We start from the raw sequence: 13,999 nt of genomic DNA, 5'->3' as shown, positions 1-13,999 counted from the left end.
CAACAATTAAATACAACAAAAACAAATCATGAAACACAATTTTTTACAACTTATCCTACTGCTTTTTAGTTTTACTCTACTTCCATTCAGCAAGGCTCAGAACATAGAAGTCCATATTGGAAATGAAACCAAAGCCTATAAAAAGGAAAGAATCATTTCAGTTCATCATGCAGACGATGGAATAATCGTTTTGAAAGAACAGCTAAAACTTTTGGGAAAAGGAAGACAATTTCTTGAGATTTTTGATGAAGACATGAACTTTGTTAGTCGAAATGAATTAGAACTTCCAGACAAAGATTTAGAATTCTCTTTAATGAGATATCTGAATGGGAACATCTATTTATTCATGGAGAAACAAGACAGCAGAAACCGAATAAATACAGCCTACGGAACCATTATTACAAGAGATGCCAAATTTGAATCGGAAATTTATGAACTTGTTCAATTCGAATATGAAAGAAGAAAAAGAATAAACAGTTTCGATATTTCAATTTCAGCAGATTCGACAAGTTTCTTGATCGAGACTACTCCACCGCAGATTGACAAAGAACAAATGGCGTCCAGACACTTTTTAATCATAGATCAAGATTTTAAAGAAGTAGATAATATCACAATAGATTTCCCTTTTAAGGAACGTGATTTTGGAATTAATCGTACGCATTTAGATGCCAAAGGAAATCTTCACATGCTTACTTCAGTTGCAATTGAAGAATCTAAAAGAAATACAATTTTCAGAACAGCAGTTGAAACAGAAGCGCGCGTATTTACATTATACAAGGGCGAAAGTGATGTGCAAGAATACATCATCAACTTTTTAAATGACGATGCTGGATTCATTAGTCAAATTCAAATGAAAACAGATGATTTAGGGAGACTACAATGCGCTGGATTCTATTCTGACACAAAAGGAAATTCAACGAGAGGAGTTTTTGTCTTTACCATTGACCCAGAGACAAAAGAAATCAGTAACGTAAACTCACAAGAATTCACAGATGAATATTTGGAACAGTTTTTAACGGACAGGCAAGTGCGTAAGAAAAACCGCAAGCAAGGCAGAGATTCAAAAAATAATAGATTCGAGAGATTGTATTATTATAAAGTGAGAGATATTGTAATGAAAAAAGGTGGCGGATTCTATATGGTCGCAGAATACTATCTACACACCGTTACAACAACTACTAATGCAAATGGTACTGTCACTTATACCAACCGTTATTACTACAACGATTTAATGGTGATTAGTGTATTAGAGGACAACTCGGTTGACTGGTATTCGAAAGTAGCCAAAAAGCAATATTCGATAAATGATGATGGTATTTATTCAGGAATTGTAACAGGAATTAATGATGACAACTCTTTAAATATTATCTACAATGACAACAATGAAACCTCAAACATTTTAGTTGGTGACAACATTAAGGCTTTAAAACTTAAAAAGTCTAAGGTCGTTTTGGTAAAGTTTGAGGAAGACGGAACAGCTTCTAAAACGCCATTATTTGGTGATAAAAAATCGAAAGTTTATTTAGTACCCAGCGCAAGTCCAAAAGGAAAGCAGAATAATCTTGTGCTTTATTCGAAAGGAAAAAAGAAGAATAGATTTACGAATGTTATTTTGAGATAAGGTATTCATAAACCAGATTTAGGATTACTAAAGCCGTTCGAGATTCTTTCTTGAGCGGCTTTTTATTTGGGGAGGATAGGCATTCAATGAAAGGAGGTCTTGGGAGAAGCACCAGTGGCACTTGAAGGATTTTCACAGAGATTCACGGAGGGTTCTCACAGAGCGCGCAGGAAAGAGAAAAAGAAAGAAGGGAAGGATTACGCGGAGATACGCAGATAAAAAGAGAGAAAAGAATTACGCAGAGATGCGCGGAGGGGCAGAGATACGCAAAGAAAAAAAAGAGAAAAAAGGTATGCGGAAGCGCCGGTGGTACTTGAAGGATTTTCACAAAGTTTCACGGAGGGTTTTCACAGAGCGCGCAGGGAAGAGAAAAAGGAAGAAGGGAAGGATTACGCGGAGATATGCAGATAAAAAGAGAGAAAAGAATTACGCAGAGATGCGCAGAGGGGCAGAGATACGCAGAGAAAAACAAAAAGAGAAAAAGGTATGCAGAAGCGCCGAGGCACTTAAAAGGTTTTCACAGATAAGAGGAAGAAAGAAAAGAGAATTACGTGGGGACGCAAAAAAATCTGCGAGGAAAAAACGAGAGCGCTAGCGAACCAAAACATCTGCGAAAATCTGCGAAATCTGCGGAAGAAAAAGAGAGCGCTAGCGAACCAAAAAACATCTGCGGGAATCTGCGAGATCTGCGGGAAAAACCTAGTTAATCAACCCATTCAACAACTTCGTGAGATTCGGGAAAGAAAAGCTTTTGGAAGAGACTTCTCTTGTAGGTATATCTTGAACTTTATGCTTGTTTGGCTTACTGTCATTATTGACTTTCATTGGTGCAATTGTTGATTCTGTAACTTTTTTTAATCTAGCAGAATAGCGACTTTCCGCTAAATCACCAATAACGAAAATCATTTTTTCAGTTGATGTTTTCTTGATATCAAAAAGTACTTTTATTTCATTGGTAGGGTTTCCCTCATTAAAAGTAACTTCCACTTCCGAAACTCCGCCTGTCTCATAAAGACTTTTTCTAATTGCGGAACCACATCCTTTTTTGCACATCATCCCTTCTACTTCGAAGGTCGCCACATGCGTGGGTGAAACACTTTTTTCGTCAACGAATTCATTTTCTACTTTTTCGTTAGCCTCACAAGCAAACAGAAAAGATAGTAACACCGATAAAAATACAAAGTTCCTCATGAGTAACAAATTTTAACAAAAATACATAAACAATTTATAGAGAACAAATCATTTAATTTTTAGTTCGTTAGCAGTTCATTTTTTAACATAATTAACCTCAGAATTACAATAAAATGAGACGTAAGAAAAGCTTTAAAAAGTAATTCGCCCTAAATTTAAAATCATCTACTAATTTTGCAGAATGAAAGCAAACCTCAAGTATTCGGCAATCCTCATTCTGCTTGCAACCGTGTGGGGAAGTTCGTTCATTTTAATGAAACGTGGAATGATAGACAAAGCCACCGGAGATTTAATTTTTAGCAGCAATCAAGTGGGAACATTGAGAATGTTATTCGCTTCCACTGCTCTACTTCCTCTGGGCTTGCGTTCGCTAAAAATCATTACATCCTACAAAATAGGTATTAGCCTGGCCGTTGTTTCGCTAGCAGGTAGCTTTATTCCCGCGTTTTTATTCACTTATGCGGAAACAGGAATTAGTTCTGGTTATGCTGGAATGTTGAACAGCATGGTTCCCATTTTCACCTTAATTATTGGCGCTTCATTCTTTCGTCAGCAACTTTACCGTATGCAAGTGATTGGCGTTTTGATAGGAACAATAGGAATCGTCATACTAGTGAACGGAGTTTCCGTCGTAGATACTTCAGGCACCTATCTACATGTAATGGCTGTTGTTTTCGCGACCTTGTGCTACGGACTTAGCACCAACACCATGCGTTATAACCTAAGCCATTTACAACCGTTAAAAGTAACCGCAGTTGCCTTTGTTTTTGCCATTTTACCGGCGCTTTTTCTATTCTTTTATTTCGACACACCAGCCACGATCATGGAAAATGAGCATGCGAATAAAGCCTTAATCTACATTTCCATCTTGGCTATCCTTGGGACAGCACTCTCGCTTATATTATTTAATTACCTCATTGGAAAAACATCTGCATTGTTTGCCAGCAGTGTGACCTACCTCATCCCCATCGTCGCAGTGATCATTGGCTTTTTTGATGGCGAAATACTGAGTTGGATACAAGTGCTTGCCATGTTCATTATTCTATTGGGCATATTTACAGCCAATAGCATGAAGAAACAAATTGTAAAAAAAACTGAAGGTTTATGATTTTAATAAATAAATCATTACATTTGCAGTCCGAATTTTTATAGAATATTAATAATTAATTAAATTAGCTATGTACGCAATTGTAGAGATAGCAGGGCAACAATTCAAAGTTGAAAAAGATCAACGTTTGTTTGTACACCGTTTAGACGCTAAAGAAGGAGATAAAATCGACTTTGACCGTGTTCTATTGACAGGTGACAAAGATAAAATCAACGTTGGCGCCCCAGCTATAGATGGTGTAACAGTTTCTGCAACAGTAGAACGTCACCTGAAAGGAGAAAAAGTAATTGTCTTCAAAAAGAAAAGAAGAAAAGGTTACCAAAAGCAAAACGGTCACCGTCAGCACCTTACTGAGGTAACAATTACAGGAATTAAAGCATAAACTAAAGATTTTAGAATTTATTCTAGAATTGAAAAAAACTAAATAAGATGGCACATAAAAAAGGAGTCGGAAGTTCGAAAAACGGTCGTGAGTCGGAAAGTAAACGCCTTGGTGTAAAAATATTTGGTGGACAAGCTGCTATCGCAGGTAACATTATTGTTCGTCAGAGAGGTACTAAACACCACCCAGGAAACAACGTTGGGATTGGTAAAGACCACACCTTGTATGCATTGACTACAGGAGTTGTTGAATTCAGAAAGAAAAGAAACAACCGTTCTTATGTATCAGTTACACCTTTAGAGGAAAAAACTGAAGCGTAAGCTACAAGAAATAAAATTATTCTAAATGCTGTCTGAGAAATCGGACAGCATTTTTTTTATATCTTTATTTTCGCAAATATTTTAACTGAAGTAAAATGAAAAACTCAATTTCTCTACTCTTTATTGTAAGCCTAGCCTTGTTCTTCCTCTCTTGTAACGTTAAAAACATAGAGAAATATAACGAGGAGTTTAAAGGACAGTGGAGAACCGCAGTATTCTACTCACCAACAAAAGGAGATTCGATAAGAAATTTCTTGAGTATAGACGGAAAAGACAGCGGTTTTGGCGTAGCTTGCGATAAAGATGAACCATTTGAAGAATGCTTATTTTTTCAAACTGGAAAGGTGAAATATAACAAATCGACCAAGGGAATGCAATTCGGAAACTCTGTTCAACAAATCCGTCAAGTAACACAAGAACCATTTATAAATGAATCAGGAATCTGGGAATTGAGCTTGGATAGCTTGAAGTACTTTAAATACTAATGTTTAAGTATTAATGTTTAACGCGGGGTAGCCTGTTGAATTTCAACCGTATTGAAATTAAGGCTATTGACATGAAAGGCTTAACGAATAGAGTAACATCCTAACTATTTTGTTGTAATCCCAATCTGTTCAAAATATTTTCATTTTAACTCATTGCCTTGGCAAGCTAAGTCAACAGAACAACTCTTCGACGACTGAGCTTCCCGAAATGAAACCCCTTACTAATAATCCTTGAGCAACTTGCTGATCAATGAAGTTTGTGAGAAATCTCAATCCAGAAGATATGATTTAATAAAAAAATGATCGCCTAGCAAGTATCCCTAAGCTACCGCCAGCGCAAATCACGTTAACCATAAACTTAATAACTAAACATTAAAAACTATCCATTGAACTACTGATGATGATAAGGCTCTCCTTTCAAAATTGTTAACGCTCGATAAAGCTGTTCAATAAAGAACATTCGGATCATTTGATGGGAGAAAGTCAGCTTGCTAAGAGACAGTTTATCATTTGCCCTTTGATATACCGAATCACTAAATCCGTAAGGCCCTCCAATAACAAATACTATTCCCTGACTTCCGGCGTTGAACTGCTTTTGAAGATAATTTGAGAACTTTACAGAGCCCATTTCCTTTCCTTTTTCATCCAATAAGATTAGCACATCGTTTGATTTGATATTTTTTAGGATAGCCTCTGCTTCTAGGTTTTTAATCTCATCCTCTGAACGTTTTTTGGCATTTTTGATATCCGCCAACTCTATAACTTCAAAGGGAAGGTAACGCTTTAATCGCTTAGTGTACTCCTTTTCACCATCCTCGAGAAATTTCTTACCTGTTTTTCCAACATAAATCAACTTAATTTTCATTTCTGAGAGTTAATCGTTATAGACTCAATTTGATGCTGGGTATTCATATTCTTAAACTTAATACTTACGCGAAAAACATTTCCAGAGCGGTACTCACCCATGGCAAACGTAGATGCCCCGCTATTTTTACCTTTAAAGCCAAAGGAGAAAGATTTAGGCGGGTTGTTTTTAAAAAAACTATTCAATACTTGGGTTCCTTGAGATTTGCTATAAACGCCCTCCATCCCCTCAATAGATATGAGCATCTTGGTAGTTCCCAAATTCATTATTTTCGCTGCGTTCCCTTGAGAAAAGGCCGATTCCACTTCCTGATACGGTATGGTGAAAATTGCATTAAATGCAAAAATTAAACTCAAGATGGATGTAATAATATAATTCATTGTTTTCTTTTCGTTCCAAGGCACAACTACAAATTTTGTGCCTATAGCAAGAGCTGCTTAAACACAATCATAACCTTAATATTTTTAGGGCATTATTTGTGGTGTTGGACCATACTCATCCCACCATTTATTTGGCAGAATCTTCTCGAGTTTATACATTATTTCCTGGTTATTTGCCGACCAAGCGACCATTCCATAACCCTTTGCAAATGTTCTAGTAATCATCACTCCTTGCCCACTGCTCTTTTGAGTGTATGGATTCGCAAAAAGTACTTTTACAGAGTCCTCTATAACAAGAGCTGGGACATCTTGCCCTAAGACCTCTACATTTTTATCTTGCTCTAGTATTCTTCTTTTCGATTGATAAATCATCGTTAGAGAATCTAGATGTGAAGGAAAATCAGATAGAAATTGAGTTTGGTCATTCATATCTTTAGGGAAGAAAGTATTTGAGGTAAGCTTAGCCTGTCTTTTCAAACCGTCCCCATCCACGATCATGTGATCAAGTACTTTAAAACCATCATTGATATCATGCGTATAGCCTTCAGTTATTTTCATGTCGGAATTATAAAATTCAACAACTAATGCATTAGCAGAGTCTGTTTCTGAACGATAAATACGCAAAATCTTTTCATCCAAAGGTTCGTTTACGTTCTGAAAAACATAAATATATGGAATCAAACTATCTGTAGGATAAAAATAATCAGCCTTGCTATGTCCAGGCTCACTTCCAGACAACTCTTGTTCTCCACCATTTGAATCGCAAGAAACCAGTAAGAAAACAAGCCCTACTATAAATAATAAATACTTCATTTAACTCATTTTTAAAAACGAAACTTCTTTTTCCGTCAAGTGTCTAAACTGACCTCTTGGTAAGTCTTTTTTATCTAGACCAGCAAATTCAACACGGTCCATTTTGATAATTTCATACCCCAGTTTCCCCATCATCAACTTCACCTTATTGCTTTTATTAGAGAAAATTTTAACACCAATTTCATTGTGTCCTTTTCCATTAATAAAGCTGGCCTCTTCCGCACTGAACATCATGTCATCCACAAACAATCCTTTGGTTAATTTCTCCAAGTCTTCTTCCGACATTATTGTTTTTAAAACAACATGGAACAATTGAGAAACCTTAAACTTAGGGTGCATCAGTTTTTTGTCCATATCAGCATCGTTGGTATACAGAATTAAACCACATGCACTTCTGTCCATTTTCCCTACAGGATAGAGCATTTCTTTACCTGCTTTCTGGATTAAATTGTATACAGACTTCTTTGCGGGATCCTCTGAATATCGCACTCCAAAATCTTTTGGTTTATTCACCAAAATATATCTTTTCACATCGCGCTTAATCGTAGCACCATCATAGCGCACCACATCAGTAGGATTAACTTTATAACCAAATTCTGTAATCACTTTTCCGTTTACGCTAACAGTACCAGACGCAATTAGTGTGTCTGCTTCCCTACGAGAACAGATTCCTGCATTCGCTATATATTTATTCAATCTAATTTTGTCATCAAACTTTGGCAAAGGCTCTCCCTGACTTGTACGACTTCTTTTCGGTAAGCCTGCCGCGCCCGTTGAAATTTTCCCTTTTCCTTTAGATAAATACTTACTCGGACTACCGCTGTACTTGGACTTCCCTTTACCACGCATTTCCTTGCTTTTTGGATTTCCTCCAGTATTTTTACTCATATTTCATATAATTATATTGCAAAGATAGAGAATGATAATTGATAAATTATCAATTGATAATTGATAATCCTATAATTCCTATTCAAAACACAGATTTTAATCTTACAAGTTCGAAGTACATAGACTTTACCGGATTTTCGGTCTACTTACAATCTAGGATAGAATGCTTCCTCTATATGTTCTATAAAGGTACCATGTCTATTATGAACGATTGAAATAATATCAAACTGTGCTTCAATATCCAAGTCTCGAGAAACAATATATTGATGTGCGCATTTTATGATTTGACGCTGTTTGTGACGGGTAACCGATTTCCAAGGTGGTCCAATTTCTGCAGTTTGCCTGGTTTTAACTTCTACAAAAACAACCTTTCCGGGCAATGAGTAGATAATATCTATTTCATTTCTATTGAAACGGTAGTTTGTATCGGTAATTTGAAATCCTTTTTGTCTCAGAAACTCTTGTGCTTTCAGCTCTCCCAAGTCTCCTAATTCTTTGGTGGTCATCTTCTTTTGTTTTTAGGTTGATCTTAAGTTCGGAAATATTATTCGTTAAACCTAGATAGATTGTGTTAAAAACTTCGACCTATAGTTAGATTTTGGTTTATTCGAAAGTTTTAAACGAAAAAAAGCCAGTTGAATAACTGACTTTTCTATATTTACCTAATCAATTAAAATCTTGATTATAAGATTATGCAATCTGTTTTTGTGTAGAAATCTCCTGACGTTACAGAAGTTGACATGCTTTCGCATTTCTCTTTCGCTTCATCTTTTTTATCGTTTATCGTTTCAGAAAACGAAGTATCGGCAATTCCTTCCATGTTTGTAGTAGTTGTGCACTCACAAGTGTAATCTTTCTTACATGAAGTTAAAGCCAAACCTCCAAATAACATCCCAATAAATAGTACCTTTTTCATAATTAGTGATTTAAATTAATTTTAAAATTTGAACGAATTTAATTAATTATTGGAGACATTGATTGCTTGGAAAAGGATTTTTCGAGAATTAAGAATCTATAGACTCCCTAAGAATAGGAGCTAATCACTAATTTATATTGCATAAAAAAAGGAACTCTTTCGAGTTCCTTAATTGTAAAAAATGTTTCAGATTATTTTTCTGACCAAGTTCCACCTACTAATTTACATGCTGATTCAGCTGCATCAGCTTCATCTTTATCTAAATCTGTATACTCTTGATTAGGAACACCTTCCATTCCGAAATCACAAGTGTAATCTTTTTTACAAGAAGTTAAAGCTAAAGCTCCGAATACCATCCCAACAAATAATACTTTTTTCATAATAATGTTTTTTAAAAATTTAATTACCGACAAAAGTATAAAATAAATTTAGATCTATTAACATATTTTCGTTTTATTTCTCATTTCCAAACATAAAAAAGCACACATTACTTAGGACTAGGTATTTAAACGTATCACATTAAATAAAGAGCAATATTAAGGAACTTGACTCATCTATTCTTGTAAAACAAGTTAGACATTCATTGAAAAACAAGTAAGGATCAGTTTCTGCAAACGATTCATTACAAATCTAGCTCCCAATCACCTCCCAATACTTCACATTGAGACTCTTTTGAATCGGCCTCGTCCTTATCCAAATTGTCATAGGTATCAACCACCTCTACTCCACCAAGATCATAGGTGCATTTATAATCCTTTTTACAAGATGTTAAGGCCAAACCGCCGAAAATCATTCCAACAAACAGTACTTTTTTCATAATAATTTATTTTGATTCAATTCAAAAGTACAGATTGGATGAGGATCAAAGTGTTAAGAAAATACAAGGGATACAAACATTAGTTAAGGATAAATGCTCGTTAATCTTCACGTTCAAACCCTCAAAATCTACTTTCGAAAGCTTTGTTAAAAAATAAAGCGTGTCTGTGACTAATTTAAATTCTTGCTTTTTTTTGGTACTTTCTTTTAAAATATTGAACAAAAAAACTACCTTGGGATTAAAACACAAATTATGCTTGACAAGATCAACTTAGAAAAAATTTTATTCCTGGATATAGAAACTGTCCCACAGGTTTATGATTACAAGGAATTAGACGAAACCACAGCGGAGTTGTTTAATAAAAAAACACGGTTCAAACAAAGAGGAGAAGAGTTTGAAAGTGAGGTTTACAGTGAGAATGCCGGAATTTTAGCTGAATTCGGGAAGATTGTCTGTATTTCTGTAGGCTATGTCAACAAACCAAAATCTGGAGTGGTAACAGGTAAAAGTATTCGTCTGAAATCATTTTATCATGATGACGAGGAAACTCTACTAAAAAACTTTGCTACCCTACTGAACGACTACTACAGCGATCCAAACAGTTTACTTTGCGGACATAACGGAAAAGAATTCGACTTTCCTTATATAGCGCGAAGAATGTTAATTAACGGAATCAAATTACCAGCCCCACTTGACATAGCGGGCAAAAAGCCATGGGAAATAAACCATTTGGACACTTTAGAGTTATGGAAATTTGGAGATTATAAACACTTCACCTCCCTCCCACTATTGTGTCATATTTTCAAAATCCCGACGCCAAAAGACGACATCTCAGGAGCAGATGTGGCAAGAGTTTACTACGAGGAGAATGACCTTGAAAGAATAAAAGTATATTGCGAAAAAGACGTGGTGGCGTTGATTCAGTTATTTTTAAAAATGAAAGGTGATGGTTTGGTTGAAGAAAGTGATATTTTTTATTCTTAGTGCGGTATTGATTGCTCTAAGCTCATGCGAAAGCAATCCCAGCAAATCAGAATTGGAAGAAGAAAAAGTAATTACCAAAGACGAATTGATTTCCTCATTTTTTAGTCAAATCCAAAATTGGAGCAGTAAAAACATGACAACAATTGACAGCCTAGGTTTTAAAATAAGCGCTTTAGATTCGACCCTAACATTCTTACCCTCCACAAACGAGTACGAACCAGGTGGATTCTTATTTACAGCAAAAAACAAAAGTGCATTTAAGGATTTTGAAGAAAACACATTTTTGTCTGAACAAGAAGCCATAAGCAAATCCAATTATAAAATCTGGCGCAAGAAAATTAAGAATTTACAAATCCTAGATTTAAGTATAGAACCTCATCCTGTGTTGGGATGGCTGTTTGTAATAAGAAAGAGAGGACAAGAGTAAATCTTTGGTGGGTGTTCTACTTTGTGCGAAATGGTTTTACCGCAGAGGTCATGGAGGTTTCGCGGAGGAAGCTGAGATTTTACTTAGTTTTTTTGTGGTGGGTTACAGTGAGATCACACCTCCGGTGGTGAGAAAATGGTTTTACCCCGGAGGTCTTGGAGGTTTCGCGGAGGACACTGAGATTTTACTTAGTTTTTTGTGGTGAGTTACGGTGAGATCACACCTCTGGTAGTGAGAAAATGGTTTTATTGTGGAAGGGAATCCCTGTATTTTGTGAAGATCTAGCGGTTTATCATATTTACTTGATTTAGATATGAAACATCCAACTTGCAAATTATTCTTAAAATAATAGTAAAAAATACTGAATTAATAGTTTTACTATTATATTTGCATGAAATACAATCAATATGCAGCAATTTCTTTCTAATATCCAAATTAAGGTAAACGACTATCTATTTTTAAAAGACCCTGAAAGCAGTGACTTGGGTAAGAGAATCATTTCAGGCAGTATCGATCTTATGTTTGAAATAGGCTTTGAAGCCTTTACGTTCAAGAAACTAGCCATAGAAATCAAATCAACTGAGGCTTCTATCTATCGTTATTTTGAAAATAAAAACAAGATTCTCCTCTATTTAACGATTTGGTTTTGGGGCTGGACAGAATCGAAGCTTATACTGGCGACAACCAACATCGAAGACAAGGAGTTACAATTAAAAAATGCTTTTACAATACTCACAGAGGACACTCAAGTGGATAGTGATTTTAAAAACATTAACGAACGTAAACTCCAGAAAGTCGTTTATGATGAATCTGCAAAAGCATACATCAACAAACTTGTAGATGATGAAAACAAGCATGGTGTTTTTTCGAATTACAAATCTGTTGTAAACCGAGTAAGTGCAATTATATTAGAAATAAATCCTGAATATCCTTATCCGCAGATGTTGGTATCCACAGTTATTGAAGGAACGCATTTGCAGAGGTTTTTTGGAAATCATTTACCGTCTTTAACCAACCTTAGCACAAAGAAAGAAGTAGACAACATACAAGACTTCTTCTTAAACCTGGCATTAAACGCCATAAAACCAAAGTAAATGGAAGAAAAGTTATCCATAACAAAACGATTTTGGCAACTTGTTAGAGTAGACGGAAAAGACATCAGGAATGTTTATTACTATTCATTTTTCGCAGGACTAACAGGACTAACTTTACCCTTGGGTATTCAGGCCATCATTAACTTAATTCAAGTGGGACAAATCAATTCTGCATGGATTGTAATGGTACTGGTAGTTGTACTGGGGTTTGCTGTAAAAGGCGTACTTCAGATTCTTCAACTTAGAATTACGGAAAACATTCAGCAAAGTATTTTCACTAGAGCTTCTTTTGAATTCGCTTACCGCATTCCAAGGATTAAATTTGAGGATTTATTTAAAAAATACACCCCTGAACTTATTAATCGTTTTTTTGATGTCATGACCATTCAAAAGGGAATGTCGAAATTATTAACTTCTATTTCTACTGCAGGAATACAAGTTTTTCTAGGATTAATTCTCTTATCGCTTTACCATCCGTTTTTCATCATTTACAGTTTTTTATTGATTATCATTTTCTATTTAATGTTTAAGTTCATGGGGCGAAAAGGACTAAACACGAGTTTAGAAGAATCTAGTCATAAATATAGTCTTGTACATTGGCTTGAGGAAGCAGGGAGAACAAGTATTAGTTTCAAACTCGCTGGAAAAACAGATTACGTCTTGGAACGTTCCAATGTACATGCTGAGAAATATTTAAATGCAAGAGAAAAACATTTCAAGGTTTTAGTTTCCCAATATTCAGCACTGGTTATTTTCAAAGTTTTAATTGTTGCTGGTCTTCTTATTATAGGTGGTGTTTTGGTAATGGAACAACAAATGAATATTGGACAGTTTGTTGCAGCAGAAATAATTATTGTAATGATTATTAATTCTGTTGAGAAATTGATTCGAGATATTGATACGGTTTATGACGTACTCACAGGTATTGAAAAAGTGGCTCAAGTAACAGATTTAGCCCTAGAACCCGATGAAGGAATAGATTTAAGAGAAACCTTGCCATCAGGAGGACTAAAGATTGACTTTAACAAAATCAGCTTCCAATATCCAGGAAACAACAATTACACCCTTAAAGAGATAAAGCTCAATATATCGGCCAACGAAAGAGTTGTAATTACTGGTCCTATGGGCTCTGGAAAAAATACAATGCTACAAATCGCATTAGGCCTTTATGAAACTCAGCAGGGTAACTTAGCGTTTAATGACCTTTCAATAGGCAGTCTAAACTTAGAGTCTTTGAGAAGTTTGGTTGGTACCAACTTAAAACAGGAAGACCTTTTTTATGGCACAATCATGGAAAACATTGCCGTAGGAAGAAGTCAGGCAACACCACAAAACATACGTTGGGCAACAGAAAATGTAGGCCTAACAAAATTCATTAGCGAATTACCACAAGGTTACAACACTCTAGTTTTACCTAATGGAAAATCACTCCCTAAAAGTGTGGTTCAACAAATACTTATTGCCCGCAGTATTGTAGACAAGCCAAAATTACTTGTGTTGGAAAACTCTTTAGAGCAACTAAAAAAAGTGGACAGAAGTAAAGTGCTCAAGTTCCTCTTTGACAGAGAAAATCAATGGACAATACTCATGAGCTCTAAGAATGAAGAAGTACTCAAAAAAGCTGATAAAGTTGTGGTAATGCAGTCAGGAAGCATAATCAGCCATGGAAGTTATGACCAAGTTAAAACAACATTAAAAACTTTGTAAG

At 35.4% G+C, this 13,999-nt stretch carries 19 protein-coding genes; 10 read left to right on the top strand and 9 right to left on the bottom strand.

All coding sequences use genetic code 11. The features are described from left to right. Window positions 1–28 precede the first annotated feature (28 nt). Both DIT68_RS15255 and DIT68_RS15250 read left to right on the top strand, forming a co-directional pair. Window positions 29–1,621 (top strand): hypothetical protein, encoded by a 1,593-nt coding sequence (locus DIT68_RS15255; RefSeq protein WP_109360689.1) that lies wholly within the window; start codon window positions 29–31, stop codon window positions 1,619–1,621. Window positions 1,622–1,742: 121 nt separating this feature from the next. Then, window positions 1,743–2,216: a hypothetical protein gene (locus tag DIT68_RS15250; protein WP_109360688.1), complete on the top strand. Its 474-nt coding sequence runs from the start codon at window positions 1,743–1,745 to the stop codon at window positions 2,214–2,216. A 104-nt stretch (window positions 2,217–2,320) separates the two neighbouring features. On the opposite strand, the gene DIT68_RS15245 is transcribed toward DIT68_RS15250, so the two are convergent. Further along, window positions 2,321–2,812, bottom strand: a complete 492-nt coding sequence (locus DIT68_RS15245) for a heavy-metal-associated domain-containing protein (RefSeq protein WP_109360687.1) — start codon at window positions 2,810–2,812, stop codon at window positions 2,321–2,323. 181 nt (window positions 2,813–2,993) lie between these two features. On the opposite strand from DIT68_RS15245, the gene DIT68_RS15240 reads away from it, so the two are divergent. The 4 genes from DIT68_RS15240 (at window position 2,994) to DIT68_RS15225 (ending at window position 5,107) form a co-directional block, all read left to right on the top strand. Then, a complete protein-coding gene (locus DIT68_RS15240; protein ID WP_109360686.1) occupies window positions 2,994–3,920 on the top strand; it encodes a DMT family transporter in 927 nt (308 codons plus the stop codon). A gap of 70 nt (window positions 3,921–3,990) precedes the next feature. Next, window positions 3,991–4,302, top strand: coding sequence for a 50S ribosomal protein L21 (rplU, locus tag DIT68_RS15235; RefSeq protein WP_109360685.1), 312 nt, complete (start codon window positions 3,991–3,993; stop codon window positions 4,300–4,302). 47 nt (window positions 4,303–4,349) lie between these two features. After that, the gene (rpmA, locus tag DIT68_RS15230) at window positions 4,350–4,622 is read left to right on the top strand and encodes a 50S ribosomal protein L27 (protein ID WP_109360684.1); all 273 of its coding nucleotides are present in this window, start codon (window positions 4,350–4,352) and stop codon (window positions 4,620–4,622) included. A 95-nt stretch (window positions 4,623–4,717) separates the two neighbouring features. Continuing rightward, the gene (locus tag DIT68_RS15225; protein ID WP_109360683.1) at window positions 4,718–5,107 is read left to right on the top strand and encodes a hypothetical protein; all 390 of its coding nucleotides are present in this window, start codon (window positions 4,718–4,720) and stop codon (window positions 5,105–5,107) included. A gap of 391 nt (window positions 5,108–5,498) precedes the next feature. Here DIT68_RS15225 and rlmH read toward each other — a convergent pair whose 3' ends face one another. The 8 genes from rlmH to DIT68_RS15185 form a co-directional block, all read right to left on the bottom strand. Beyond that, on the bottom strand, window positions 5,499–5,972 hold the full coding sequence (gene rlmH, locus DIT68_RS15220; protein ID WP_109360682.1) for a 23S rRNA (pseudouridine(1915)-N(3))-methyltransferase RlmH: 474 nt from the start codon (window positions 5,970–5,972) through the stop codon (window positions 5,499–5,501). Further along, window positions 5,969–6,352 (bottom strand): DUF4783 domain-containing protein, encoded by a 384-nt coding sequence (locus DIT68_RS15215; protein WP_146194246.1) that lies wholly within the window; start codon window positions 6,350–6,352, stop codon window positions 5,969–5,971. Before DIT68_RS15215 ends, rlmH begins: the two co-directional genes overlap by 4 nt. 84 nt (window positions 6,353–6,436) lie before the next feature. Then, the gene (locus DIT68_RS15210; protein WP_109360680.1) at window positions 6,437–7,165 is read right to left on the bottom strand and encodes a hypothetical protein; all 729 of its coding nucleotides are present in this window, start codon (window positions 7,163–7,165) and stop codon (window positions 6,437–6,439) included. Then, a complete protein-coding gene (locus tag DIT68_RS15205; protein ID WP_109360679.1) occupies window positions 7,166–8,053 on the bottom strand; it encodes a pseudouridine synthase in 888 nt (295 codons plus the stop codon). Between the two features lie 146 nt (window positions 8,054–8,199). After that, the gene (locus DIT68_RS15200) at window positions 8,200–8,559 is read right to left on the bottom strand and encodes a YraN family protein (RefSeq protein WP_109360678.1); all 360 of its coding nucleotides are present in this window, start codon (window positions 8,557–8,559) and stop codon (window positions 8,200–8,202) included. A 176-nt stretch (window positions 8,560–8,735) separates the two neighbouring features. Next, window positions 8,736–8,969, bottom strand: a complete 234-nt coding sequence (locus tag DIT68_RS15195) for a hypothetical protein (protein ID WP_109360677.1) — start codon at window positions 8,967–8,969, stop codon at window positions 8,736–8,738. A 191-nt stretch (window positions 8,970–9,160) separates the two neighbouring features. Further along, entirely contained in the window at window positions 9,161–9,349 is a 189-nt protein-coding gene (locus DIT68_RS15190) for a hypothetical protein (protein WP_109360676.1), read from the bottom strand. A gap of 242 nt (window positions 9,350–9,591) precedes the next feature. Beyond that, on the bottom strand, window positions 9,592–9,786 hold the full coding sequence (locus DIT68_RS15185; RefSeq protein ID WP_109360675.1) for a hypothetical protein: 195 nt from the start codon (window positions 9,784–9,786) through the stop codon (window positions 9,592–9,594). 252 nt (window positions 9,787–10,038) lie between these two features. Here DIT68_RS15185 and DIT68_RS15180 point away from each other — a divergent pair, with 252 nt between their 5' ends. The 4 genes from DIT68_RS15180 to DIT68_RS15160 all read left to right on the top strand — a co-directional run bounded on the left by DIT68_RS15180 (window position 10,039) and on the right by DIT68_RS15160 (window position 13,998). After that, window positions 10,039–10,770 (top strand): 3'-5' exonuclease, encoded by a 732-nt coding sequence (locus DIT68_RS15180; RefSeq protein WP_109360674.1) that lies wholly within the window; start codon window positions 10,039–10,041, stop codon window positions 10,768–10,770. Continuing rightward, window positions 10,733–11,197: a hypothetical protein gene (locus DIT68_RS15175; protein ID WP_109360673.1), complete on the top strand. Its 465-nt coding sequence runs from the start codon at window positions 10,733–10,735 to the stop codon at window positions 11,195–11,197. Before DIT68_RS15180 ends, DIT68_RS15175 begins: the two co-directional genes overlap by 38 nt. Before the next feature lie 407 nt (window positions 11,198–11,604). Then, on the top strand, window positions 11,605–12,291 hold the full coding sequence (locus DIT68_RS15165) for a helix-turn-helix domain-containing protein (RefSeq protein WP_109360671.1): 687 nt from the start codon (window positions 11,605–11,607) through the stop codon (window positions 12,289–12,291). Next, on the top strand, window positions 12,292–13,998 hold the full coding sequence (locus DIT68_RS15160) for a peptidase domain-containing ABC transporter (protein ID WP_109360670.1): 1,707 nt from the start codon (window positions 12,292–12,294) through the stop codon (window positions 13,996–13,998). Window position 13,999 lies beyond the last annotated feature (1 nt).

The organism is Brumimicrobium oceani, from assembly GCF_003143775.1.
Classification (GTDB): Bacteria; Bacteroidota; Bacteroidia; order Flavobacteriales_D; family Crocinitomicaceae; genus Brumimicrobium; species Brumimicrobium oceani.
Note: the sequence above shows the minus strand (reverse complement) of the source record. Positions and strands in the feature narration are given on the sequence as shown.